Origin of the sequence: Arcticibacter svalbardensis MN12-7, assembly GCF_000403135.1 — a bacterium.
Classification (GTDB): Bacteria; Bacteroidota; Bacteroidia; order Sphingobacteriales; family Sphingobacteriaceae; genus Arcticibacter; species Arcticibacter svalbardensis.
In genome coordinates this window covers 17161-40029 of record NZ_AQPN01000043.1, presented here as the reverse complement: position 1 = coordinate 40029, position 22869 = coordinate 17161, and the positions used below count along the sequence as shown (strand labels likewise).

Here is a 22869-nt window from a genome sequence, read left to right as displayed (position 1 = left end):
GCTGTGTTAAAGATCGCCTGGGACCCCACATATGTTTTGCCTTTACCTGGGGGGCACCGTTTTCCAATGCTGAAGTATGAATTGATTCCGGGACAGCTGCTTTATGAGGGATTAATCACGCAAGAGAATATCTTTTCTCCCGGTAAGGTCACTGAAGATATCATTCTTTTATCCCACCAGCAAGATTATTGGGAACGTTTGCGGGATTTGCGTTTAAGTCCTGCAGAAATCAGACGATCAGGTTTCCCTTTAACACGTCCATTGGTAGATCGCGAACTGCGGATTGCCCAAGGTACCATTGCCGGCTGCCATTACGCGCTGCAATATGGTATTGCCTTTAACGTAGCTGGTGGTACGCATCATGCCGGCAGTAATTGGGCTGAAGGCTTTTGTTTTTTAAACGACCAGGCCATTGCCGCCAATTATCTGCTTAGCGAACACTTAGCGCAAAATATTTTAATTGTTGATCTGGATGTGCATCAGGGCAATGGTACTGCGGAAATCTTTTCCAATAATAACAAGGTCTTTACCTTTTCTATGCATGCGGAGAAAAACTTTCCCTTCCGAAAGGAAAAGTCCGATCTGGATATTGGATTACCTAATGGTATGGAAGATCAGGAATATCTGGATATATTAAATACGCAGCTCCCAAAGCTTTTTGAAAAGATAAAACCCGATTTTGTGTTCTATTTATCCGGTGTAGATGTATTGGCTTCTGATAAATTGGGACATCTTTCCTTAAGCAGGGCAGGTTGCAAATCACGCGATGAAATTGTGCTGCGTACTTGCAAGCAATGGAATATCCCCTTGCAGGTTAGTATGGGTGGTGGTTACTCCGTTCAGATGATCGATATTGTAGAGGCCCATTGCAATACCTATAGAGTTGCAGATCAGTTATTCTTTTAAAGAGAGCAGGTTGCCCTCCTTCCATCAGGCATATTTGCAGAGGTAAGAACTTTGTTCGTTAGCCTTTACTTTAAAGGATAGATGAGCATCTACACTAAAGGTCTCATTCTTTTTAAAACTTTTCCATGCCGTAGCTTCAGGTAGCAATACCACTAACTCTCCTTCTATTACGGTCATGTATTCCTTTTGGGAGGTATTGAATTCGTATTCACCTTTTTCCATCACTCCAATAGTCGATTTTCCTTCTGGTGATTCATATCCCAATGACTTAACTGTACCGTCAAAATATTCGTTTACCTGTATCATATCTTTATTTTAAAAACGGAAGATCAGGATTTTAAATGAAAAAAGCCCCATATAGGGGCTTTAAGGTAGTTTTTAATTATATATTAAAGGGAAATCTCTGTGATGAACAGATTATTGACCAACCGTTGTAGTGTCAGTCGGTACAGTTGTTGTATCCGTTGGAGTAGGTGCTGGTGTACTCGTAGTATCGGTAGGAACAGTTGTAGTGTCCTGTGCAACTTGTGTTGTAGTATATTTAACCGGGTGACTTGTAGCTGTCAAAGTTGTAACTCCTGCAAATGCCATTAAAGAAGCGGCGATCATTAATTTTTTCATGTTATATTGTTTTAAATTAAATTATTCAATTATTTATATAAACCCTCGTAGCATTACCGTGCCACTGTTAGAAATATAGCTAAAACGCTCGTTATGAATGCTTAATGGATTCTACTTGTAAGTAGAATATGTAGAACATCACCACGGTGTGTAGTTTAGTACCTCAAAAACTACTCAAATTAATTATTATGCGCATTTATATACACATGCTTGTCCTGTTAAGAAATAATTTCTATATTTGCACCTCATTTAAAAAAAATAATAACTAACAATGTACGCAATAGTAAATATAGCAGGACAGCAATTCAAGGTTGCAAAAGACCAGCAGATCTTTGTACATCGCTTACAAGGAGAAGAAGGCGCTAGTGTTGAATTTGATCAGGTATTGTTAGCTGTAGACGGAAGTAATATTAAAGTAGGTGTTCCCTCTTTAGTTGGTGCGAAAGTTTCAGCAACGATCTTAACTCATTTAAAAGGAGATAAAGTGATTGTATTCAAAAAGAAACGTCGTAAAGGATACAAGAAAAAGAACGGTCATCGTCAACAGTTCACAAAGATTGCAATCACAAGTATTAGTTTGTAATTCACAAATTAATATACAGACACAGAATAATAACCTGAATTGATCTTTCAATTCAAAAATATAAAAAAACATGGCACATAAGAAAGGCGCTGGTAGTTCGAATAACGGTAGAGAATCGCATAGCAAACGCTTAGGTATTAAGATCTTTGGTGGTCAGGCAGCTATTGCAGGTAACATCATTGTTCGTCAACGTGGAACTAAACACCATCCAGATAAGAATGTTGGCTTAGGGAAAGATCATACGATCTTCGCTCTGGTTGATGGTACTGTAATGTTCAGAAAGAAAAAAGATAACAGATCATATGTTTCTATTCTTCCTTTAGAAGCTTCTGTTCTAGTAGAAAGTCCAGCTGTTGAAGCTGAAGCTCTTGCTACTGCTGAATAAGAATTTATCGTGTAATAAAAAAGGCCTTACTGATCAGTAGCCTTTTTTATTACACGATAAATTTATTTAAGCCAGATTGGAAACTTATGCTTCCCTGGTTAAAAGCTGTCCCGCAAATTCTGCCAGCGCTTGCTTTTTCTCCTGAGCTACGGAAACCTGGTCCAGTGCGGCAAGTCCCTTCCTGGCATAGTGGTTCATTTCTTCTTCAGCAAGTGGTCTTAAGCCTAAGCGGTTATAAATTCCTGTAACGGAATTTATTTTGCTGGCAGGATCAAAATCCCTGGCATTAATCCAATAGGTTAATTCTTCTTTATCCAGCTCATCTGCTAATTCCAGTGCTTTGATCAGGAGGAACGTTTTTTTATTGGAAAGAATATCCCCGCCAACCTGCTTACCAAATTTCTCCGGATCTCCGTAAACATCCAGAATATCGTCCTGCAGCTGGAAGGCAATTCCAACATTTACCCCAAAATTATACAACTCATCCGCTACTGCGGTAGAAGCTTTACTAATCAGCGCACCAATTTTTAAACTTCCACCAAGCAATACAGCTGTTTTAAGCCGGATCATCTCCATATACTGGGCAACGCTGACTTCATCTGTGATTTCAAAGTTCATATCAATCTGTTGCCCCTGGCATACACCCGCGGCGGTATCGTTGAATACATCCAGTACCTCTTTCAAGATACTGCTCTCCACCGAACCCAGCAGCAGTTTGTATGATTCAATAAGCATCACATCGCCCGAAAGGATTGCTATATTGTCATTCCACTTCGAGTGCACAGTCGCCTTTCCTCTTCGTAAAGGAGCCTTATCCATAATATCATCATGCATCAATGTGAAATTATGAAACACTTCTATGGCTACTGCAGCATCAAGTGCGGCAGTAATCGGTCCATCGAGCATGTCGCAAGCCATTAAAGTTAGCACAGGGCGCATTCTCTTGCCCCCTAACGACATAATATAAGTAATAGGTTCATATAGTTCCGACGGGGATTCCGTGTAACTCTTCGCAGCTATCTGCTTATTTACTAAATCCTGTAATTGCGTAATCGTGTACATCATTCGCGAATAGGGTTCCTTTTTTAATGCAATAATTTAAAGTCAATCTGACGTTTAGCCAATTCTACTTTTTTCACCAGGATCCTGACTTCATCTCCCAGCTGATATTTCTTCTTTTTGCGCTGACCGATGATACAGTAATTCTTCTCGTCTAATACATAGAAATCATCTGAGATATCCCGAAGCCGTATCATGCCTTCGCATTTATTTTCTTCAATCTCCACAAACATGCCCCATTCAGTAACACCGGAAATAATACCATTGTATTCTTTACCAATATTGTCCTGAAGATACTCAGCTTGTTTATATTTAACCGAAGCACGTTCTGCATCTGCTGCCTTCTTCTCCATTTGTGAAGCATGGAGACACAGTTTTTCGTACTCTTCTTCATTCACGGACTTCCCTCCATCCAGGTAATGTTGCAACAAACGGTGCACCATCACATCGGGTGAGCGGCGGATAGGAGAGGTAAAGTGGGTATAATAATCGAAAGCCAGGCCATAGTGACTGGATTTCTTCGTGGTATAAACGGCTTTTGCCATGGAGCGGATTGCCAGATGAGTCAGCACATTTTGTTCTTTTTTGCCTTCCACATCCTCCATTAACTGGTTGAGCGATTTGGCCACTTCTTTACTGGAAGAGGTATTGATTTTATAGCCAAATTTACCAGCAAACTGCGCAAAACTAAGTAAAGCGGTTTCCTTTGGTGCATCATGCGAACGGTATACAAACGTGTATTTGTTTTTACCCTTTCCTTTTTTTGCAATCAGCTCAGCCACCTTTCTGTTGGCCAGCAACATATAATCTTCAATCAGTTTATGTGCATCCTTGCGTTCCTTCACGTATACACCGATAGGTTTACCCGCTTCATCAAGCTTAAACTTCACTTCAGAAGTCTCAAAACTGATCGCTCCCTGTTTAAATTTTTTGTCCCTCAGGATATAAGCAAGTTCATTCAGTTTCAGGATTTCGTCCTTCAGATCTTCTGATTTGCCTTCAATCACTTCCTGTGCTTCTTCATAACTGAAACGTCTGTTGGAATGGATGATAGTCTTTCCAAACCATTGTTCAATAACATTCGCTTTTTTGTCCAGCTCAAATACCGCTGAGAAAGTTAATTTGTCTTCGTTTGGACGTAATGAACATACTCCGTTCGAAAGCCGCTCCGGCAACATCGGGATCACACGATCGACCAGGTATACTGAAGTACCCCGTTCAAAGGCTTCCGTATCCAATGCTGTACCGGGGATGACGTAATGCGAAACATCCGCAATATGAACCCCTATTTCATAGTTTCCATTTTCCAGCACACGATAGGAAATCGCATCATCAAAGTCTTTTGCGTCTGCAGGGTCAATTGTAAAGGTCAGGATGTCGCGGAAATCTCTTCTCTTCGCAATTTCCTTTGCTGTAATCCCATCCTTAATTGCGTCCGCTTCCTGCTCTACTTCTTTTGGAAATTTTAAAGGAAACCCGTATTCGGCCAGAATAGCGGTCATTTCGGTATCGTTTTCACCCTGTTTACCCAATACGGTAGTGATTTCTCCTAGTGGATTCTTCGCATCGTCGGGCCAGTTCGTGATTTTGGCAACTGCTTTTTCTCCGTGTTTAGCTCCGTTCAGCTTTTCTAATGGAATAAAAATATCCCTCAGCATCTTGCGGTCGTCCGGTATAAAAAAAGCGAAGTTATCTGAGATCTTTACGATTCCCGTAAAATCCATTTTGGCACGGGCCAGGATTTCGATGATCTCGCCCTCTTTTCTTCTGCCTTTGGTGTTTGCAAAAACGTAAGCGCGGACTTTATCGTTATTTAGCGCGATCCCTACTTTTCGGGGAGCGATGTAGATGTCTTCCTCAAGGTCATCATCAGGTACAATGAAAGCAGAGCCATCACTGGTCATTGAAACTTTACCTGTGACAATGGTTTTAAGTTCTTTCAGTTGAAATTTGCCCTTTTGAGGTTCAGAAAAGATTCCTTTATGGGTCTCCTCCTGCAATACTAATAATATGGTCTCCCGTGATTCGGGGTCAGTCAAATTTAGTTTTGAAGCAATCTGTTTATAATTCATAGGAGTGTTACCTCCCTTTTCCAAGATATCAGTGATGAGTTGCGTAAAAACAACTATCAGATGGTTGGATTTTTTTTTTGCCATAGTTCATGGTTATTTCAGATGTATTGATCGTAAAAGGCCAAGTTAATAAATTTGCCTTTTATCTGGATCGAATATATAAAATTACTACGATCGATGGTAGTCTTTTAGATCAAAAGGATTAAACAAGTTACCTTCAGATTACCATCAGATTATCCTTGACGCAAGGGTGATGCCACAGTGACGCCACAGTGAGGCCACCTTTTGACGCAAAAACGTGGCCTCACTGTGGCGTCACCGTGGCATCACTGTGGCATCACCGTAAATCTGACCATTATTTGATGTTAGATTTACCTTAGTTCAGTATGTGGAATTTAAAGACTAGATCTATTTGTCTGCTTTCTAATAATAAAACAAAAAAAAAGAGACGACCTGATCGGTCGCCTCTTTTTAAAGATACAAAGTATAATAAATCCTAACCTACAGGATTAATACACCAGGTTTATTGAGTAGTGGAATTCGTACCATATTCGTTTCTACAATACTTTCGGGCACGAATATGTATTTCTTATCGAAGATCTGTTTATCAATATAATAGCTTAATAAATATTCATTTGTCAAGCCAAATACCTGTTCATCTATGGCTTCTATTTTAGCATATCCTTTTGATGATACATCACCAATTGAATGTCTTAAAATAGAAGTTTTTACTTCCACTCCATTTTTTGTTCCATATCCTTTGGATGATACCAGGACAGTTTCAATGGCCACATTTTTCAAGTTTATCAGATATACATTCCATGAACGTCCCTGGGGACTGTCACTTTCAAGTACAACGGTTATCCCAATATCTTCTACGCGGTTTTCTGGAATATCTTTTTTCATAGGTGGATAGTCAGATCAAACGATTTATTTTTTCTTTGCGAATTTTTTTGTTGCTTTTTTAGGTTCCTTCTCAAAAGCTTCGAATAAGACCTTTACTTCTTCGTAAGTCAGTTCACTTGCTTCTTTATCTTTAGGAATTTTCACATTAGCTTTTCCGTATTCAATATAGGGTCCCCATCTGCCATTCAGAATTTTAACTGTTGGATCTTCATCAAACGTTTTAATTAACTTTTCGGCATCTTTCTGACGTTTTTCCTTGATGATTTCAATACAAGCTTCTTCGGTAACCGAATGTGGATCTACTCCTTTTGGTAAAGAATGAAAAATACTGTTATGGCGTACGTAAGGACCAAAACGTCCGATGGCTACAGTCATGTCTTTTTCTTCAAACACGCCTACAACCTTAGGAAGTCTGAAAAGCTCCATTGCTTCGTCCATCGTAATGGTTTCAATCATCTGGCCGGAACGTAAGCTGGCATAACGTGGTTTTTCTTCTCCTTCGGTATCACCAATCTGAACAAAGGGACCGTAGCGGCCAATCCTTACAGAAACCTTTTTACCAGTTCCTGGTTCTTCACCGAGGTCTCTTTCTCCACGGGCTTTTTCCGCATTGAGTAAGGTGTTCTCTACTTCTGCATGAAATGGACTGTAAAATGCCTTAAGCATTTCGGTCCAGTCTTTTAGTCCGTTGGCGATCTCATCAAATTCTTTTTCTACACTAGCGGTAAAGTGAAAGTCGACAATCCCCTTAAAATGTTGTACCAGGAAGTCATTAACAACCGCACCGATATCAGTAGGGAATAATTTAGATTTCTCCGCACCTGTAATCTCTGTTTTGATATCTTTAACTACAGTTGATTTGGCAAGAGTCAATACATTGAAATTCCTTGATTTTCCTTCGCGGTCTTCCTTTAGTACGTAACCCCTGTTCTGAACAGTTGAAATGGTTGGCGCGTAAGTAGATGGACGACCGATACCAAGCTCTTCTAACTTTTTAACTAAACTGGCTTCAGTATAACGGGCAGGTGGACGCGAATAACGTTCAGTTGCCTTGATTTCCTGATTAACCAGTGACTGATCTTTAGTAAGAGGAGGGAGCAGGGCATTATCTGCGTCTTCATCCAGGTTAACATCCTGTTCCAGATCGTCATCCACCGATTCCATATATACTTTCAGGAATCCGTCGAACTTCATAACTTCACCATTGGCAGTAAAGTTTTCCTTCCGGGTAGAGATGTTGATCTTGGCAATTGTTTTTTCAAATTGAGCTTCACTCATCTGAGAAGCAATAGAGCGCTTCCAGATCAGTTCATACAGACGTTTTTCTGAAGCATCACCATCAATGGAATGGACATCAAAATAGGTAGGTCTGATTGCCTCATGCGCTTCCTGAGCGCCGGCAGACTTGGTTTTATATTTACGGTGCTGATGGTATTTTTCGCCATAAGCATTGTTGATTTCGTTGGTGGCAGCTTCCAGAGCAGTATCCGATAAATTCACGGAGTCTGTTCTCATGTAAGTGATTTTCCCTGACTCATAAAGCTTCTGGGCAATTAACATAGTTCTGGAAACTGAAAAACCTAACTTTCTGCTCGCTTCCTGTTGTAAGGTAGAAGTGGTAAATGGAGCGGATGGGTTACGTTTTGTCGGTTTGCTTTCAACAGATGTTACTTTATAGGTAGCATCCATACAAGCGTTTAAAAAGTCTGTTGCTTCAGCTTCCGTATCAAAACGATCAGGGAGCTCAGCTTTAAAGATCTCTTTGGCTTTGTCTGTGCTGAAGATGGCAGTAACCTTATAGGCAGCAATGGGGGTAAATTTATTGATTTCACGTTCGCGCTCTACGATTAATCGTACAGCAACGGATTGAACTCTGCCCGCAGATAAAGATGGTTTTACTTTCTTCCATAGAATGGGAGACAATTCAAAACCTACCAGACGGTCCAGTACCCTGCGTGCCTGTTGTGCATAAACAAGATTATAATCGATGGTTCGTGGTGAATCAATCGCTTTTAAAATTGCCGGTTTAGTGATTTCATGGAAAACAATGCGCTTCGTCTTTTCGTCCTTTAGTCCTAAAGTTTCAAAAAGGTGCCAGGAAATGGCTTCACCCTCGCGATCCTCATCCGACGCCAGCCAAACCATCTCGGCTTCCTTAGCTAATTTCTTCAGTTCGCTGACCACAGCTTTTTTATCCGCCGGTACTTCATACCGCTGGGTAAAATTATTATTAACATCTATAGCATCATCGGTTTTAACCAAATCACGGATATGTCCGTAACTAGATCTTACCATGAAATCGGAACCCAAATAACCTTCTATGGTTTTTGCTTTAGCAGGAGATTCTACGATTAGTAAATTTTTAGCCATTCAATCGCTTGGTTTTTCTGCAAATAAAGGCATTAATCAACCCAATCCAAAATAAGATGTTGATTTGGGCCTGCTTATTTTAATAACTAGATTAAAAAACCTCCACCTAAAAGGTCATTTCCTTCATAGAAAACGGCTGATTGTCCTGGTGCGATTCCGGTAACCGCGTGCTCAAATTCGATCTTCATTAATCCCTCTTCCTGCACGATAATACTATTGGCACCAGCATCCTTATATCTTATTTTGGTAATGGCTTCCATCGGCTGGTCTATACTTGCGTATTTGACCAGGTTTAAGCCCTTTACGAAGGCTACAGACTTGTTTAGCTCCTCATGTGTGCCTAGTACTACTGTATTGCTTTCGGGTAATATTTCCTTCACAAACATGGGATGTCCAAAAGCAACGCCCAGACCTTTTCGCTGACCTATTGTGTAGAAAGGATAACCTTTATGTTTGCCTACAATTGATCCGTCGGTGAGTGCAAAGTTTCCGCCTTCTACTTTTTCTTCCAGTCCTTCTACGCGATGGCGTAAAAAAGAACGGTAATCATTATCGGGAACAAAACAAATTTCGTAACTCTCACTTTTTTTGGCGAGTTCGGTCTGGCCCATATCGACCGCCATTTGCCTGATTTCTGTTTTTGTAAAACTTCCTAATGGGAATTTAGTACGGGAAAGGTTTTTTTGCGACACGCCCCACAAGACATAAGATTGGTCCTTGTTTTCGTCTTTACCTTTTGAAATTACATAACGTCCGCTATCCTGAGGTCGGATATTGGCATAGTGACCTGTAGCTATAAATTCGCAGTCCAGTTTGTCTGCACGTTTTAATAGCGCTTCCCATTTGATGTGGGTGTTGCATAATACACATGGGTTGGGCGTTCTTCCCGCCAGGTATTCATCGACAAAATTGTCGATCACAAAATCTCCGAATTCACTTCTAATGTCCAGAATGTAATGAGGAAATCCGTATCCTACGGCTAAAGAACGGGCATCATTGATGGAATCCAGACTGCAGCATCCTGTTTCTTTTGATGAAGCACCAGAGGAAGCATAGTCCCAGGTTTTCATCGTCAGGCCTATTACTTCATAGCCCTGTTCGTGTAACATGACAGCAGCTACGGAACTATCCACTCCGCCACTCATTGCCACTAAAATTCTTCCGTGCTTACTCATAATTATTTACAAAGATAAATTAAAGATGAGTATAGGGGGTCAATGACGTGTAAAATGTAGCCTAAAAAAAAAGTCAGGCAATATGAAACTGCCTGACCCTACATCTACCTATGAAAAAGTTGCTTGGGGTAGCAACAATCATTGAGACAAACATCCGTGTATTTGAGAAAATAAAAAGTGATCAGAAGGACTTATTTGAGATGATTGAAATCATTTATTAGGGTAGTCTTATGGGTAACCATATCCAGCAACGATCAATTAATAAAAGCTTAAGCCTATATTGCAAAGCAAAAGAGGTATACTTGAATTTATTTTGATAAATTATACATCAAAATTAAGTTAACAAGCTTTTTTTTTTGACAAGCATAAATCTTACTTATATTCCTAAAATTGAAGAATAGTAAAGCAATGAGGCAACTCTCACTTATTTGTTTTGTGTTTTTAAATACGATTGCCTTATCACAGGAACATCCTTCAAAACTGCTTTTAAAGCTAAAAGTGGAAAAATCTGACACGGCTAAAGTATGGATCTATCAGGATCTTGGTACTTATTATTTGGGTTCAAATTTAGATTCCTCGCTTTATTATATAAAAAGTGGACTAACCCTGGCGCGTAAAGTAAATTATCCCTATGCTGAACTGGTGATGATAGGTAAATTGGCGACCATCAATACCTATGATGGTAACTTAAGTCTGGCTAAACATTATGCAGAAGAATCTTTAAAAGGGTTAATAAAAATTAATAATAAACAAGGGGTTGCTTCCGGATATGATGTTCTTGGGACTGTGGAAAGCAAAATGGGAAACTATCCCGAGGCGATAGCGGATTTACTAAAGTCGGTTGCGATCTATAAAAAATTAAATAATAATGTTGGTGTTGTTCAATCCACTATCAAGCTAGCGGAGATTTGTAGTGGTGCAGGAGAGCTGGAAAAGTCCTTGGGTTATTATAAAAAGGCGCAGCGGTTGAGCGACAAAAAACCTTCGGAATACGAGACCATAAGGATATTACAAGGTTTTGGAATTTTATATGTCAGTATGGGTAAAACGCAGCAGGCATTAACCTATTTTTTAAAAGGAGTTCAAAAATCCAACAAGCCAGCGTTTGCAAGTTTGCATGTACCTATGCTTATACATACAGGTAATGCGTATTATAAGCTGGGATATAAGGATAAAGCGCTGACTTATTATCAGCAATCACTTTCAGAATCCAGGATTTATAAATTGCCAGCAAGCGAATCCAGGGCATTGTTAAATCTTGCTTCCGATTATTCGGATAAAAAAGAATTTAAACAGGCGCTTGAGCGGTTACAAAAGTCGTTAAGCATAGCCATTTTTATTCACGATAAAAATCTCATATCAGAAAGCTGTGAGGCAATGATTGCGGTTTTTAATGAACAGGGGAATTATAAAGATGCTTTTCTAATATCGGAGAAGCGATATAATTTAAATAAGGATGCATTTAGTATAGACCGAAAAAAAGAGATGGAAATGATGCAGTCTGTCTACGAAAAAGATAAGGCAAATGCACATGTTAAAACGCTCCAATTTGTAAATAGCAAAAGAACACTTCAGCGAAATACAGGAATAGGAGTAGCCATTTTTGTGATCCTTATTCTCGCATCCGTATACATCACCTTATACAATGTTCGTAAACTAAATAAAAAACTAAAGGCATCGAATCTGGTAAAGGATAAACTATTTTCTATAATTGGACATGATTTAAGAGGTCCGGTGGGTAATATTGTACAAATGTTAACGCTCTTCGAAAACGGAGGAATGGATCAGGCTGAATTGAAGGGGATCGTTGGGGTGCTTAAAAAGCATACAGAGGCCTCATTGTCAACCCTGGATTCTTTACTAGATTGGGGAAGAATTCAGATTCAGGGCGTGAGTGTTAAACAAACGAGTTTTGAGGTTGACAGTATTGTTAAGAAAAATCTGAACATTTTTCAAGCTCCTTCGAGCGCGAAGTTGATACAAATTGTAAATCATATTCCGGCGGGGATTCAGATATGTGCTGATCCGGATCATTTTGATTTTGTGTTAAGAAACCTGATCAGTAATGCGATAAAATTTACTTACGCAGGAGGTGTTATTGAGCTAAAGGCTCAGGTGTGGGATATATATATCCGTTTTTCTGTGTGCGACAATGGAAAAGGGATGAATGAGCAGGATGCGCAGAATCTGTTTTCTTCGTTTGCACTTAAAGCAGAGGGGACTAATGGAGAACTTGGAACTGGTATTGGTTTAATGTTGTGTAAAGAGTTTATTCTGGCTAACGATGGCTTGATCTGGGTTGAAAGTGGACAGGATAAAGGGGCTGAGTTTTTCTTTACCTTTAAAAGGTAAAAATGCTTTTGTAAAAGCTTGTTTTTGACTTCAAGGGTCTAAAAGATCTCCAGATGAAACTTTACAGGTTCCAGATGATCATCATCGTTTCCTTCCATAAATAGTACGACTTTGTATTCCAGAAGATTGGGGTTAAATCCCAGGAACATTCTACGCAAACATCTTTGAATGATAGGTCCTATTTGGATGTATAAATTTTCGCAGTAGTGCGGGAATTTGTGCCGGATGGTTTTCGTGTAAAACTCATTTTTATTGAAATCGGAAAGGTTAATGGTCAAAATGCCTGCGTTATAAAATCCGCTAATAATCACACTTCTGACTTCAGGTGAAATCCTGTCTAACCACTCTTCGGATAATTCTTCGAAAATAGTATTATTAAGATTAGTGCTAATTAACTGACGATATAAATTCAGCATTCTTTTATATATGATTTTATGGAAAAAGCATTCGTTGATTCAAAACTTTTGAGGCGTTACTTTAATAACTCTCAAATTGTTATAAAGTTTAACATTTTTCCTGTATAGAAGAGAATTTGTATTATTTAAATGTTTAAAAATTATATTTTGATGAGTTTTATAGCATAAATCTGATACGTCTACTGCTTAGGAAAACCTTATTAAAATGAATTTCAACAATATCATGGGGGGCTTGTTAAGTAATTATGCCGCTTCAAACCTCCTCTAACACATCTTTTGATTTATTCCTTATTGGTGATACGGGAGACATTGCTTTGTCTAAGCCTGACCCTGTACTGGAAATGCTCAATGCGCACTTTGATCCGAATCAAGCATCGTCGGTCATTTTTTTAGGTGATAATATTTATCCGCGTGGATTGCCTCCGGTAGGGAATATCCTTCGGAAGAATGCCGAAAATACATTGATCCGACATCATGAGGCCTTAAAAAATTATCCGGGTAAGGTGGTTTTTATAGCGGGTAATCACGATTGGAATAAAGGAAGAAAAAATGGAAAGGAATATATTGAGCGGCAGGGTCAATACCTCGAAGGTTTATTTGGGGAAAAGGTTTTGCTCCCGGAAGGAGGTTGTCCCGGTCCCGCATCCTTTACCCTGAATGATAATATAGCAGTTGTGGCCATTGATACGCAGTGGTGGATGCAAAAGGCCTTAAGTTTTAATGGATTAGCTTGTGCGGACGGGTTAACATCGGAAGAAGATTTTTTTGACCGGTTGGTGCAGTTGCTGGATGCCAACCGGAGAAAACATTTGTTGGTAATAGGGCATCATCCGGTTTATAGTTACGCCATTCATGGTGGTCGCTTTAAATTAAAACATCATATTTTCCCTTTAACGCTCTTTGATCAGGATGCATGGATCCCATTGCCGGGCATTGGGTCTTTGCTGCCTTTATACCGGCGTTTTTTAGGGGCGAGGGAAGATATGGCGCATCCGCCTTACCGCAGACTGAGGCATAAATTAAAAGAAATTCTTTCTAATTATAGTAATCTGATCTATGCAGCAGGACATGAGCATAATCTGCAGTATATCCGTAAAAATAGAAATCATTTTATAGTAAGTGGTTCGGGATCGAAAGTGAAATATGTGGTGCAATCGGGTAAATACCTGCAATTTGGAGAGAAGAGTAAGGGTTTTTTTAAGCTGCATTTTGCCATTGATGGTACTGTTTATCTCTCTGCCTGGGCTCTTGATACTTCGGGGAATTTAAGTAAGGGTAAGCTGATTTATGAGGAGCAAATTATATGATTGTTATACGATAAACCGATCTTCATCATGTATGCTTAAGACTTTGATCTGATCACCAATGGTAAGGTGTCCTGAACCTTCATGCGTCAGGTTTTGTCCAAAGAGTACCTTATTATTTTTTAAACGATATGTGGCCAGTGTTTTTAAAGGCTCCTTATCCTTGATACCTGTTTGCTGATCGATAGTGGTGATGGTGCAGCGGGCACATAGTTTTACGCCATAAAATTGAATTCCTGCAATAGTAATGGCGTTCATACGATCTTCTTCATAGGGCTGGCCTCCTTGAAAGACTATATTGGGTCTGAACCGATCTATTGGCAAAGGCTGTTGTAAATGTGAATTCAGATCGTCCAGTGAGGCCTGTCCAATCAATAGAAAAGGGTATCCGTCGGAGAAAGAGGTAATGATTCCTGATTTTGCATACCGCTGATCGACTTCGCGTTTGCTGTCATCAGGCATATAAACCAGGCGGCATTTTGTGTTCAGGACAGTACTGAACCAGGCATCCTGCTGATCCCCGACGAATTCGGCGTCGCAGGTATCATCCCAAATGACTACAGGCAGTTTGTTTTGATCCAGGTTGTGGAAAGGAATGTTCAGCGATCCGTGTAAAGGATGAGAAACTTGCAAACCTGTATTGGTGATGTGCACCTGAATGAGGGCCATTTGCGGGTGTTCGCGCTGGGTAAGGAAACGATTATGCTCATCCACCAGCATCCATCGTCTGTCGTATTTAAATCCACGGGAAGTAACCTCCGCCTGATTAACCGATATACCGCTTAATGACTTGATAGGATAGATGAAGAGTTCGGTGATTTGTAACATCCGGTTGAAATTAAACCAACCGGAATTCCCGGTTGGTTAGTGATTTTAAACTGAGAGTTTTTTATACTTTATTCGTTTAGGAGCAAGGTCACCCAATCTCTTTTTACGGTTCTCTTCATAGTCACTGTAGTTTCCTTCGAAGAAATAGACCTGGGAATCGCCTTCAAAGGCAAGTATATGCGTGCAAATGCGGTCAAGGAACCACCTGTCATGGGAAATAATTACAGCACAACCAGCAAATCCTTCCATTCCTTCTTCCAGTGCTCTTAACGTGTTGATATCTATATCATTGGTTGGCTCATCGAGTAAAAGTACGTTGGAGTCTTTTTTAAGCGTGATTGCCAGATGGACACGATTTCGTTCTCCCCCGGAAATTACACTGATTTTCTTTTGCTGATCAGCTCCGTTGAAGTTGAACTTGGATACATAAGCACGGGAATTAACAGGTTTATTGCCTAATAAAATGGTTTCTTGCCCATCTGTAATGTTCTCCCAAACTGATTTGTCGGCATCCAGGTCATTGTGCATTTGATCTACGTAACCAAGCGCTACTGTTTCGCCTACACGGAAGGATCCACTATCGGCGGTTTCCTGTCCGGTAATCAGACGGAAAAGTGTAGTTTTTCCAGCTCCATTTGGTCCTATTATACCTACAATACCTGCAGGGGGAAGAGAGAAGTTCAAATTGTCAAATAATATTTTGTCACCATAAGCCTTACTTACATTTTGAGCTTCGATGACGATATTTCCAAGACGGGGGCCTGGTGGAATAAATAATTCCAGCTTATCTTCTCTTTCTTTAGTTTCTTCGGAGGCCAGTTTATCGTAGTTGGCTAAACGGGCTTTAGACTTGGCATGACGTGCTTTAGGAGCCATGCGCGCCCATTCGAGTTCTCTTTCGAGCGTTTTTTGCCGTTTGCTTTCGGTCTTTTCCTCTTGAGCCAGTCGTTTAGATTTTTGGTCTAACCAGGAAGAATAATTCCCTTTCCAAGGAATGCCTTCCCCGCGATCAAGTTCGAGAATCCATCCGGCTACGTTATCCAGAAAATAACGATCATGTGTTACCGCAATTACGGTTCCTTTATATTGCTTTAAATGTTGTTCCAGCCAGTCGATGGATTCAGCGTCCAGGTGATTGGTAGGCTCATCCAGGAGTAAAACATCAGGTTCCTGAAGTAAAAGGCGACAAAGTGCTACTCTTCTGCGCTCACCTCCTGACAAATTGGCTACTAAGGCATCAGGGTCGGGTGTGCGTAAAGCATCCATGGCTCTTTCAAGCTTAGAATCGAGCTCCCATGCCCCCAGGGCATCGATTTGATCTTGCAGCAGACCTTGTTTGAGCATGAGTTTATCCATTGCATCGGCATTCTCATATACTTCAGGCAAGCCAAACTGCTCGTTAATATCTTCATATTCCTTTAAAATCGCTGTGGTTTCTGCTACACCTTCCAAAACGACTTCTCTTACTGTCTTACTTGGTTCAAGAATAGGTTCCTGAGCGAGATATCCTATGCTGTAACCGGGAGAAAAAACTACTTCACCCTGATTGGATTTATCTAAGCCAGCAATAATCTTCAATAAAGAAGATTTTCCGGAGCCATTTAAGCCAATTACACCAATTTTTGCACCGTAAAAAAAAGATAGGTAAATGTTTTTAAGAACCTGTTTTTGGGGAGGGTAGATTTTATTCACCCCAGCCATTGAAAAGATTATTTTTTCGTCTGCCATATTTGCTTATTAATGGTGCAAATATCAATAATTGGGGCGTTTTGATATAATTTTTTATTAACTTAGAAGTATGGACAGCGATTATTTTCAAATTGGCTTAATTGTTGTTTAAAATATTACAAATTCGCTTGGTGTATTGATGAAACAAATTATTACATTAGGGCGTTCACACGTTAGAAAGGTTAATAAATGGAAGCTAAATTTTCACCCCGTGTCAAAGACGTTATTTCGTATAGCAGAGAAGAAGCACTTCGCTTAGGACATGATTATATTGGTACAGAACACTTACTGCTGGGTCTTATCCGGGAAGGTGATGGAATGGCTATAAAGGTTCTTAAATCACTAGCTGTCGATACTTCAAGATTGCGCAGGACGATAGAAGATGCTGTTAAAAGTACTTCTGGAACGACCGCAAACTTAGGTAATATCCCACTTACAAAGCAGGCAGAGAAGGTTTTGAAGATCACTTATCTGGAAGCTAAGATTTTCAAAAGTGATGTGATCGGTACCGAACATCTCCTGCTATCTATCTTAAGGGACGATGACAACATCGCATCGCAGATTTTAATGCAGTACAATATTAATTACGATATATTTAAAGGAGAAGTAGAACAAAACAGAGATGGTTTCAGAGATGAAGCATCTGGTTCTGCGGCAGGAGATGATGATTTCCGTGAGGAAGAGTCTTCTTTTAGTCAACCTAAAAAAGTATCGGATATTAAATCAAAGACTCCTGTATTGGATAACTTTGGTCGCGATTTGACCAAAGCTGCTGAAGATGGTAAACTTGATCCTATTGTTGGTAGGGATAAGGAGATCGAAAGGGTATCTCAGATTTTATCCCGTCGTAAAAAGAATAACCCAATTTTAATTGGTGAGCCTGGAGTGGGTAAGTCTGCGATTGCAGAAGGTCTTGCTCTTCGGATTATCCAACGTAAAGTTTCCCGTGTATTGTTTAACAAACGGGTGGTTACGCTTGATCTTGCTTCGCTAGTTGCTGGTACTAAATACCGGGGACAGTTTGAAGAAAGGATGAAGGCGGTGATGAACGAACTGGAAAAATCTCCGGATGTGATTCTGTTCATTGATGAGATTCATACTATTGTTGGTGCTGGAGGGGCTTCGGGTTCTCTGGATGCATCGAATATGTTTAAACCTGCATTAGCTAGGGGAGAAATTCAATGTGTGGGTGCCACTACATTGGATGAATACCGTCAGTATATTGAAAAAGATGGTGCTTTGGATCGTCGTTTTCAAAAGGTGATGGTTGAACCTGCTACTCCTGCAGAAACAATTGAAATTTTGAATCGGATTAAGGAGAAATATGAAGAGCACCATGGTGTGACTTATACTCCTGAAGCAATCAATGCTTGCGTAAGTTTAACTTCCAGGTATATTACAGATCGTTTCCTTCCGGATAAAGCAATTGATGCTTTGGATGAATCAGGATCTCGTGTCCATTTGACTAATATTCATGTTCCTCAGGAAATTATTGATATCGAACAAAAGATCGAAGAGATCAAGATCGAAAAGAATAAGGTTGTAAGGAGTCAGAAATATGAAGAAGCTGCTAAGTTACGGGACACTGAAAAGCATTTGCTTGAAGAGTTAGAACGTGCTAAGGGCGCATGGGAAGCTGATACAAAGACAAAAAGGTACACGGTTACGGAAGATAATGTTGCTGAAGTGGTTTCGATGATGACAGGGATTCCTGTTCAGCGTGTAGGCCAGTCTGATAGTGCGAAGTTACTGGCTATGCCTGAGTTGATGGCTGGTCGGATTATCGGACAGGATGAAGCGATTAAGAAGTTAACGAAAGCAATTCAACGTACCAGAGCCGGATTAAAGGATCCAAAGAAGCCTATTGGCTCCTTTATATTTCTGGGTCCTACTGGAGTTGGTAAAACGGAGTTAGCAAAAGAACTGGCTCGTTTCATGTTTGGCAATGAGGATTCATTGATCCAGATTGATATGAGTGAGTACATGGAGAAATTTGCTGTATCACGTTTAGTGGGAGCGCCTCCGGGATATGTAGGTTATGAAGAAGGTGGTCAGCTGACAGAGAAAGTTCGTCGTAAACCATATTCAGTAGTTCTACTGGATGAGATTGAAAAAGCACATCCGGATGTATTTAACATTCTGTTACAGGTGTTGGATGAAGGTCAGCTAACAGATAGTTTAGGACGGAAAGTTGATTTTCGTAACACAATTATCATCATGACTTCCAATATTGGAGCACGTCAGTTGAAAGATTTCGGACAAGGTGTTGGATTTACTACATCGGCTAAGTCATTGCAGGTAGACAATCATTCCCGAGGGGTTATTGAAAATGCACTGAAACGTGCTTTTGCACCGGAATTCTTAAATCGTATTGATGATGTAATTGTATTTAATTCATTGTCAAAGGAGAATATATTTAAGATCATTGATATTGAATTGGTTGCTCTTTTTTCAAGAGTGCATGATTTAGGTTATGAAATTACATTAACCGACGCAGCGAAAGAGTTTATTTCGGAAAAGGGTTATGATTCACAGTTTGGAGCAAGACCTTTAAAGAGAGCGATTCAGAAACATTTGGAAGATCCGATTGCGGAAGAAATTCTAAAGGGTGATTTGACAGAAGGCCAGGTAATGGAAGTAGATTATAACAAAGAAAATGATAAGATTGTTATAACTCCAAAACTGATAGCTGTAAAAAAGAAGAAAGAGCCTCATTTGCCGGAAGGTAAAAAGGATGCCGACGAAGAATAAATTTCCTTTTTTTTATCATTTGATTTAATAGATTTTAAAAGCCCCATGGAAACATGGGGTTTTTTTATTTAAACTCTTATCTTTGCCCATCCCAAGATCTTTATTGATATAATGAGCGAAGAGTCGAGTAATAATAATGAGAATAGAGATAAGTTGCAAAATGTCATTCTTATTAATGGTTTATATGAAAATTGGTTCCTTGATTATGCTTCCTATGTAATATTAGACCGGGCAGTGCCACATATTAATGATGGTTTTAAACCAGTTCAAAGAAGAATTCTCCATTCTTTAAAAGAAATGGATGATGGCAGATTTAACAAGGCGGCAAATGTGATAGGCAATACCATGAAATATCACCCACATGGTGATGCGTCTATTGGTGATGCTATGGTGCAAATCGGTCAGAAGAACCTTCTTATTGAAACGCAGGGAAACTGGGGAAATCCAATGACTGGCGACTCTTCAGCTGCACCAAGATATATTGAGGGACGTCTTTCTAAATTTGCTTTAGAAGTTGTTTTTAATCCGGATACTACGTATTGGCAAGCTAGTTATGATGGTAGGAATCAGGAACCGATAACCTTGCCTGTTAAATTCCCATTATTATTGGCTCAGGGTGCTGAAGGAATAGCAGTAGGGTTAGCAACAAAAATTCTTCCTCACAACTTTATTGAACTTATAGATGCTTCGATTGGCGTGTTAAAAGGAATCCGACCTCAGTTATTGCCGGATTTTCCTACAGCAGGTACCGCAGATTGTTCCAATTATAATGAAGGACAACGAGGAGGAAAAGTTCGGGTCCGTGCAAAGATTGAGGAAAGAGATAAAAAGACGCTTGCCATTACTGAAATTCCATTTTCTACTACAACAAGCAGTTTGATTGATAGTGTGATTTCGGCTAATGACAAGGGAAAGATTAAGATAAAAAAGATTGAGGATAATACGGCAAAGGATGTAGAGATCATGATCCATCTGGCACCAGGAACCTCTCCTGATGTAACCATAGATGCTTTATATGCCTTTACTGATTGTGAGGTATCCATTTCTCCAAATACCTGTGTCATCAAAGATGATAAACCTCATTTTTTAAGTGTAAATGATATCCTGATTGAAAATACCAATAACACCCGTAATCTATTGAAACGTGAGTTGGAGATCCGCTTATTGGAATTGAAGGAAAAAATATTCTTCAGCTCCCTGTTAAGGATCTTTATTCAGGAGGGAATGTACAAAAATACTGAGTACGAAAGTTCAAACAGTTTTGAGCGGGTTGTTGTAGTGCTGGATAAGTTATTTGAACCTTATTTTCCTAAGTTTTATCGCGTTATTCTACCGGAGGACTATAAAAGGCTTATTGAAAGGCCGATGAGTAGCATTACCCGCTTTGATGTGAAGAAAGCGGATGAACAGTTGAAATCTTTACAAGACGGGATAAAAGAAGTTACGCATAACTTAAAGAACCTGGTTGAATATACGGTATCCTGGTTTGAACACATCAGGGATAAGTATGGTAAGGATAGGGGACGTAAAACCGAACTTCGTGTGTTTGATCGGGTTGAAGCCACACAAGTTGCTCTGGCTAACGTGAAGTTGTATGTAAACAAAGCTGACGGTTTTATTGGTACAGGACTTAAAAAGGATGAATTTATTTGTGATTGCTCCGATCTGGATGAGATAATTGTTTTTAGAGAGGGAGGACGCTTTGTCGTTACTAAGATCCAGGATAAGGTTTTCGTTGGGAAGGATATTATTCATGTTGCCGTGTTTAAAAAGGGCGATGAACGTACTGTGTACAACATGATCTATAAAGATGGGGAGAGCGGAACCTGTTATGTGAAAAGATTTGCTGTTTTAGGGGTGACCCGGGATAAAGAATATGATCTGACTAAGGGCACTAAGGGTTCTAAACTATACTATTTTAGCGCAAATCCAAATGGAGAAGCGGAGGTAGTTACTATTCAATTGAAACCTCATTCAAAACTAAAAAAGTTACAGCTTGATGTAAATTTTGCAGATATTTCTATAAAGGGACGTGGTTCAATGGGTAATACTGTTACTAAATATCCGGTTCGAAAGGTGGTATTGAAAAGCAGGGGGATTTCTACTTTATCAGGTCGAAAGATATGGTATGATGAAAGTTTAAAACGTTTAAATGTAGATAGCAGGGGAATATATCTGGGTGAATTTGATGGATCAGATAAAATTCTTACTGTTTCAGCAGCAGGGATTTATGAGCTTAGCTCTTTTGATCTGACTAATCATTTTGATGATAAAATGGTGCTCATTGAAAAGTATGATGCTGATAAAGTGTATACCGTAATCCATCTGGATGGAAAGACTAAAAACTATTATGTGAAGCGGTTTAAATTTGATGATATTTCAATCGGGAAAACGGTACATATCATTAATGAAGAAAGTGGATCAAAACTTAGAATGATTTCTGGTGCGGCGCAGCCTGTAGTAAGGTTAGAAATAAGTAAGGGGAAAAATCAGGCTGTAGAACAGTTTGAACTGAACCTGGCAGATACTATTGATATTAAGGGTATGAAAGCGCAGGGAAATAAATTGTCTGCTTTTGATATAAAGAACATTGAGCTCATCGCAGAACATGATGATGAAGAGGATGTTCCTGGCCCTATACCTGAATCTTCATTGGAAGAGGTAGTTGAGGCAGAGAAGGCTGATGAAGAAGCGGAAAAGGATGTTGTGGAATTAGATACGGATGCCGTTGAGGAAGATAAATTACCTGTTGCAAAATTGCCTGCTAAGAAAGACTTGCCTGCTCCAAAAAAAGGTAAAGATATCAAGCTGGAAATTACCAATCCGGATGATATAGATGATAAAGGGCAACTTGACCTTTTTTAATTTTACTGTTGTAGTTTAAGCTTTTCTTTGAAATCCTTGGTAAACTTGGACAGTTTCGGTTGGATAACAAATACACAATAAGCCTTTAAGGGGTTATTATTAAAAAAATTCTGGTGATAGTCCTCTGCCTTATAAAATTCGGAAACGGGTACAATTTCAGTTACAATAGGTTTATCATATACCATTTCTCTAGTTAAGGTATCGATCATAAAGTCAGCAGCTTTTTTTTGTTCCTGATTATGATAAAAAATCACAGAACGGTACTGTGTGCCACTATCGTTGCCTTGCTTATTTAGAGAAGTCGGGGAGTGTGTCTTAAAGAAGACCAGAAGTAATTCTTCATAGGTTACGATACTGGGATCAAAATCTATTTGGATTACTTCTGCATGTCCTGTGTTGCCCCTGCAGATATCGTTATAATTCGGATTTGGAAGCTCACCTCCCATATATCCGGATATAGATGATGATACACCATTAAGTCCCTGAAAAACTGCTTCAGTGCACCAAAAACATCCTGCTCCAAAAGTTGCTTGTTCTAATGCCATAAA

18 protein-coding genes are annotated in these 22869 nt (G+C 39.6%); 7 read left to right on the top strand and 11 right to left on the bottom strand.

What is annotated here, in order from left to right:
- Positions 1–3: 3 nt before the first annotated feature.
- Positions 4–906 (top strand): histone deacetylase family protein, encoded by a 903-nt coding sequence (locus ADIARSV_RS04755; RefSeq protein ID WP_040299098.1) that lies wholly within the window; start codon positions 4–6, stop codon positions 904–906.
- A gap of 24 nt (positions 907–930) precedes the next feature.
- Here the strand turns inward: ADIARSV_RS04755 and ppnP are convergent, their stop codons facing one another.
- A complete protein-coding gene (ppnP, locus tag ADIARSV_RS04750) occupies positions 931–1212 on the bottom strand; it encodes a pyrimidine/purine nucleoside phosphorylase (RefSeq protein WP_016194274.1) in 282 nt (93 codons plus the stop codon).
- 111 nt (positions 1213–1323) lie between these two features.
- On the bottom strand, positions 1324–1527 hold the full coding sequence (locus ADIARSV_RS04745) for a hypothetical protein (protein ID WP_016194273.1): 204 nt from the start codon (positions 1525–1527) through the stop codon (positions 1324–1326).
- Positions 1528–1798: 271 nt separating this feature from the next.
- Here ADIARSV_RS04745 and rplU point away from each other — a divergent pair, with 271 nt between their 5' ends.
- Both rplU and rpmA read left to right on the top strand, forming a co-directional pair.
- A complete protein-coding gene (rplU, locus tag ADIARSV_RS04740) occupies positions 1799–2110 on the top strand; it encodes a 50S ribosomal protein L21 (protein WP_016194272.1) in 312 nt (103 codons plus the stop codon).
- Positions 2111–2180: 70 nt separating this feature from the next.
- The gene (gene rpmA, locus ADIARSV_RS04735; RefSeq protein WP_016194271.1) at positions 2181–2495 is read left to right on the top strand and encodes a 50S ribosomal protein L27; all 315 of its coding nucleotides are present in this window, start codon (positions 2181–2183) and stop codon (positions 2493–2495) included.
- An 84-nt stretch (positions 2496–2579) separates the two neighbouring features.
- Here rpmA and ADIARSV_RS04730 read toward each other — a convergent pair whose 3' ends face one another.
- The 5 genes from ADIARSV_RS04730 to mnmA form a co-directional block, all read right to left on the bottom strand.
- Positions 2580–3557, bottom strand: coding sequence for a polyprenyl synthetase family protein (locus tag ADIARSV_RS04730; protein WP_040299096.1), 978 nt, complete (start codon positions 3555–3557; stop codon positions 2580–2582).
- A 23-nt stretch (positions 3558–3580) separates the two neighbouring features.
- The gene (gene rnr, locus ADIARSV_RS04725; RefSeq protein WP_040299094.1) at positions 3581–5710 is read right to left on the bottom strand and encodes a ribonuclease R; all 2130 of its coding nucleotides are present in this window, start codon (positions 5708–5710) and stop codon (positions 3581–3583) included.
- Positions 5711–6127: 417 nt separating this feature from the next.
- Complete coding sequence (locus ADIARSV_RS04720; protein WP_016194267.1) at positions 6128–6532, bottom strand: hypothetical protein; 405 nt, start codon at positions 6530–6532, stop codon at positions 6128–6130.
- A gap of 24 nt (positions 6533–6556) precedes the next feature.
- Complete coding sequence (gene topA / locus ADIARSV_RS04715; protein ID WP_016194266.1) at positions 6557–8902, bottom strand: type I DNA topoisomerase; 2346 nt, start codon at positions 8900–8902, stop codon at positions 6557–6559.
- A gap of 86 nt (positions 8903–8988) precedes the next feature.
- The gene (mnmA, locus tag ADIARSV_RS04710) at positions 8989–10077 is read right to left on the bottom strand and encodes a tRNA 2-thiouridine(34) synthase MnmA (RefSeq protein ID WP_016194265.1); all 1089 of its coding nucleotides are present in this window, start codon (positions 10075–10077) and stop codon (positions 8989–8991) included.
- A 390-nt stretch (positions 10078–10467) separates the two neighbouring features.
- Between mnmA and ADIARSV_RS20430 the strand changes: the two genes are divergently transcribed.
- Positions 10468–12429, top strand: a complete 1962-nt coding sequence (locus tag ADIARSV_RS20430; protein WP_152439773.1) for a tetratricopeptide repeat-containing sensor histidine kinase — start codon at positions 10468–10470, stop codon at positions 12427–12429.
- 38 nt (positions 12430–12467) lie between these two features.
- Here the strand turns inward: ADIARSV_RS20430 and ADIARSV_RS04700 are convergent, their stop codons facing one another.
- Complete coding sequence (locus ADIARSV_RS04700) at positions 12468–12845, bottom strand: hypothetical protein (RefSeq protein ID WP_040299093.1); 378 nt, start codon at positions 12843–12845, stop codon at positions 12468–12470.
- Positions 12846–13090: 245 nt separating this feature from the next.
- On the opposite strand from ADIARSV_RS04700, the gene ADIARSV_RS04695 reads away from it, so the two are divergent.
- Positions 13091–14152: a metallophosphoesterase gene (locus ADIARSV_RS04695; protein ID WP_016194262.1), complete on the top strand. Its 1062-nt coding sequence runs from the start codon at positions 13091–13093 to the stop codon at positions 14150–14152.
- A gap of 3 nt (positions 14153–14155) precedes the next feature.
- On the opposite strand, the gene ADIARSV_RS04690 is transcribed toward ADIARSV_RS04695, so the two are convergent.
- Positions 14156–14977: an MOSC domain-containing protein gene (locus ADIARSV_RS04690; protein ID WP_016194261.1), complete on the bottom strand. Its 822-nt coding sequence runs from the start codon at positions 14975–14977 to the stop codon at positions 14156–14158.
- A 45-nt stretch (positions 14978–15022) separates the two neighbouring features.
- Positions 15023–16705, bottom strand: coding sequence for an energy-dependent translational throttle protein EttA (gene ettA / locus ADIARSV_RS04685; protein WP_016194260.1), 1683 nt, complete (start codon positions 16703–16705; stop codon positions 15023–15025).
- A 189-nt stretch (positions 16706–16894) separates the two neighbouring features.
- Here ettA and ADIARSV_RS04680 point away from each other — a divergent pair, with 189 nt between their 5' ends.
- Complete coding sequence (locus ADIARSV_RS04680) at positions 16895–19456, top strand: ATP-dependent Clp protease ATP-binding subunit (RefSeq protein WP_016194259.1); 2562 nt, start codon at positions 16895–16897, stop codon at positions 19454–19456.
- 111 nt (positions 19457–19567) lie between these two features.
- Positions 19568–22321, top strand: a complete 2754-nt coding sequence (locus ADIARSV_RS04675) for a DNA gyrase/topoisomerase IV subunit A (protein ID WP_016194258.1) — start codon at positions 19568–19570, stop codon at positions 22319–22321.
- A gap of 2 nt (positions 22322–22323) precedes the next feature.
- On the opposite strand, the gene msrA is transcribed toward ADIARSV_RS04675, so the two are convergent.
- Positions 22324–22866 carry a peptide-methionine (S)-S-oxide reductase MsrA gene (gene msrA, locus ADIARSV_RS04670; RefSeq protein WP_016194257.1) on the bottom strand — a complete coding sequence of 181 codons (543 nt, stop codon included), beginning with the start codon at positions 22864–22866 and terminating at the stop codon, positions 22324–22326.
- Positions 22867–22869 lie beyond the last annotated feature (3 nt).

Excerpts from the sequence above, each read along its gene's own strand:
- topA (WP_016194266.1), bottom strand. The coding sequence starts at position 8,902 with ATGGCTAAAAATTTACTAATCGTAGAATCTCCTGCTAAAGCAAAAACC.
- msrA (WP_016194257.1), bottom strand. The coding sequence starts at position 22,866 with ATGGCATTAGAACAAGCAACTTTTGGAGCAGGATGTTTTTGGTGCACT.
- rpmA (WP_016194271.1), top strand. The coding sequence starts at position 2,181 with ATGGCACATAAGAAAGGCGCTGGTAGTTCGAATAACGGTAGAGAATCG.
- ADIARSV_RS04700 (WP_040299093.1), bottom strand. The coding sequence starts at position 12,845 with ATGCTGAATTTATATCGTCAGTTAATTAGCACTAATCTTAATAATACT.
- ettA (WP_016194260.1), bottom strand. The coding sequence starts at position 16,705 with ATGGCAGACGAAAAAATAATCTTTTCAATGGCTGGGGTGAATAAAATC.
- mnmA (WP_016194265.1), bottom strand. The coding sequence starts at position 10,077 with ATGAGTAAGCACGGAAGAATTTTAGTGGCAATGAGTGGCGGAGTGGAT.
- ADIARSV_RS04730 (WP_040299096.1), bottom strand. The coding sequence starts at position 3,557 with ATGTACACGATTACGCAATTACAGGATTTAGTAAATAAGCAGATAGCT.
- ADIARSV_RS04690 (WP_016194261.1), bottom strand. The coding sequence starts at position 14,977 with ATGTTACAAATCACCGAACTCTTCATCTATCCTATCAAGTCATTAAGC.
- ADIARSV_RS04695 (WP_016194262.1), top strand. The coding sequence starts at position 13,091 with ATGCCGCTTCAAACCTCCTCTAACACATCTTTTGATTTATTCCTTATT.
- rnr (WP_040299094.1), bottom strand. The coding sequence starts at position 5,710 with ATGGCAAAAAAAAAATCCAACCATCTGATAGTTGTTTTTACGCAACTC.
- ppnP (WP_016194274.1), bottom strand. The coding sequence starts at position 1,212 with ATGATACAGGTAAACGAATATTTTGACGGTACAGTTAAGTCATTGGGA.
- ADIARSV_RS04675 (WP_016194258.1), top strand. The coding sequence starts at position 19,568 with ATGAGCGAAGAGTCGAGTAATAATAATGAGAATAGAGATAAGTTGCAA.
- ADIARSV_RS04720 (WP_016194267.1), bottom strand. The coding sequence starts at position 6,532 with ATGAAAAAAGATATTCCAGAAAACCGCGTAGAAGATATTGGGATAACC.
- ADIARSV_RS04745 (WP_016194273.1), bottom strand. The coding sequence starts at position 1,527 with ATGAAAAAATTAATGATCGCCGCTTCTTTAATGGCATTTGCAGGAGTT.
- rplU (WP_016194272.1), top strand. The coding sequence starts at position 1,799 with ATGTACGCAATAGTAAATATAGCAGGACAGCAATTCAAGGTTGCAAAA.
- ADIARSV_RS04680 (WP_016194259.1), top strand. The coding sequence starts at position 16,895 with ATGGAAGCTAAATTTTCACCCCGTGTCAAAGACGTTATTTCGTATAGC.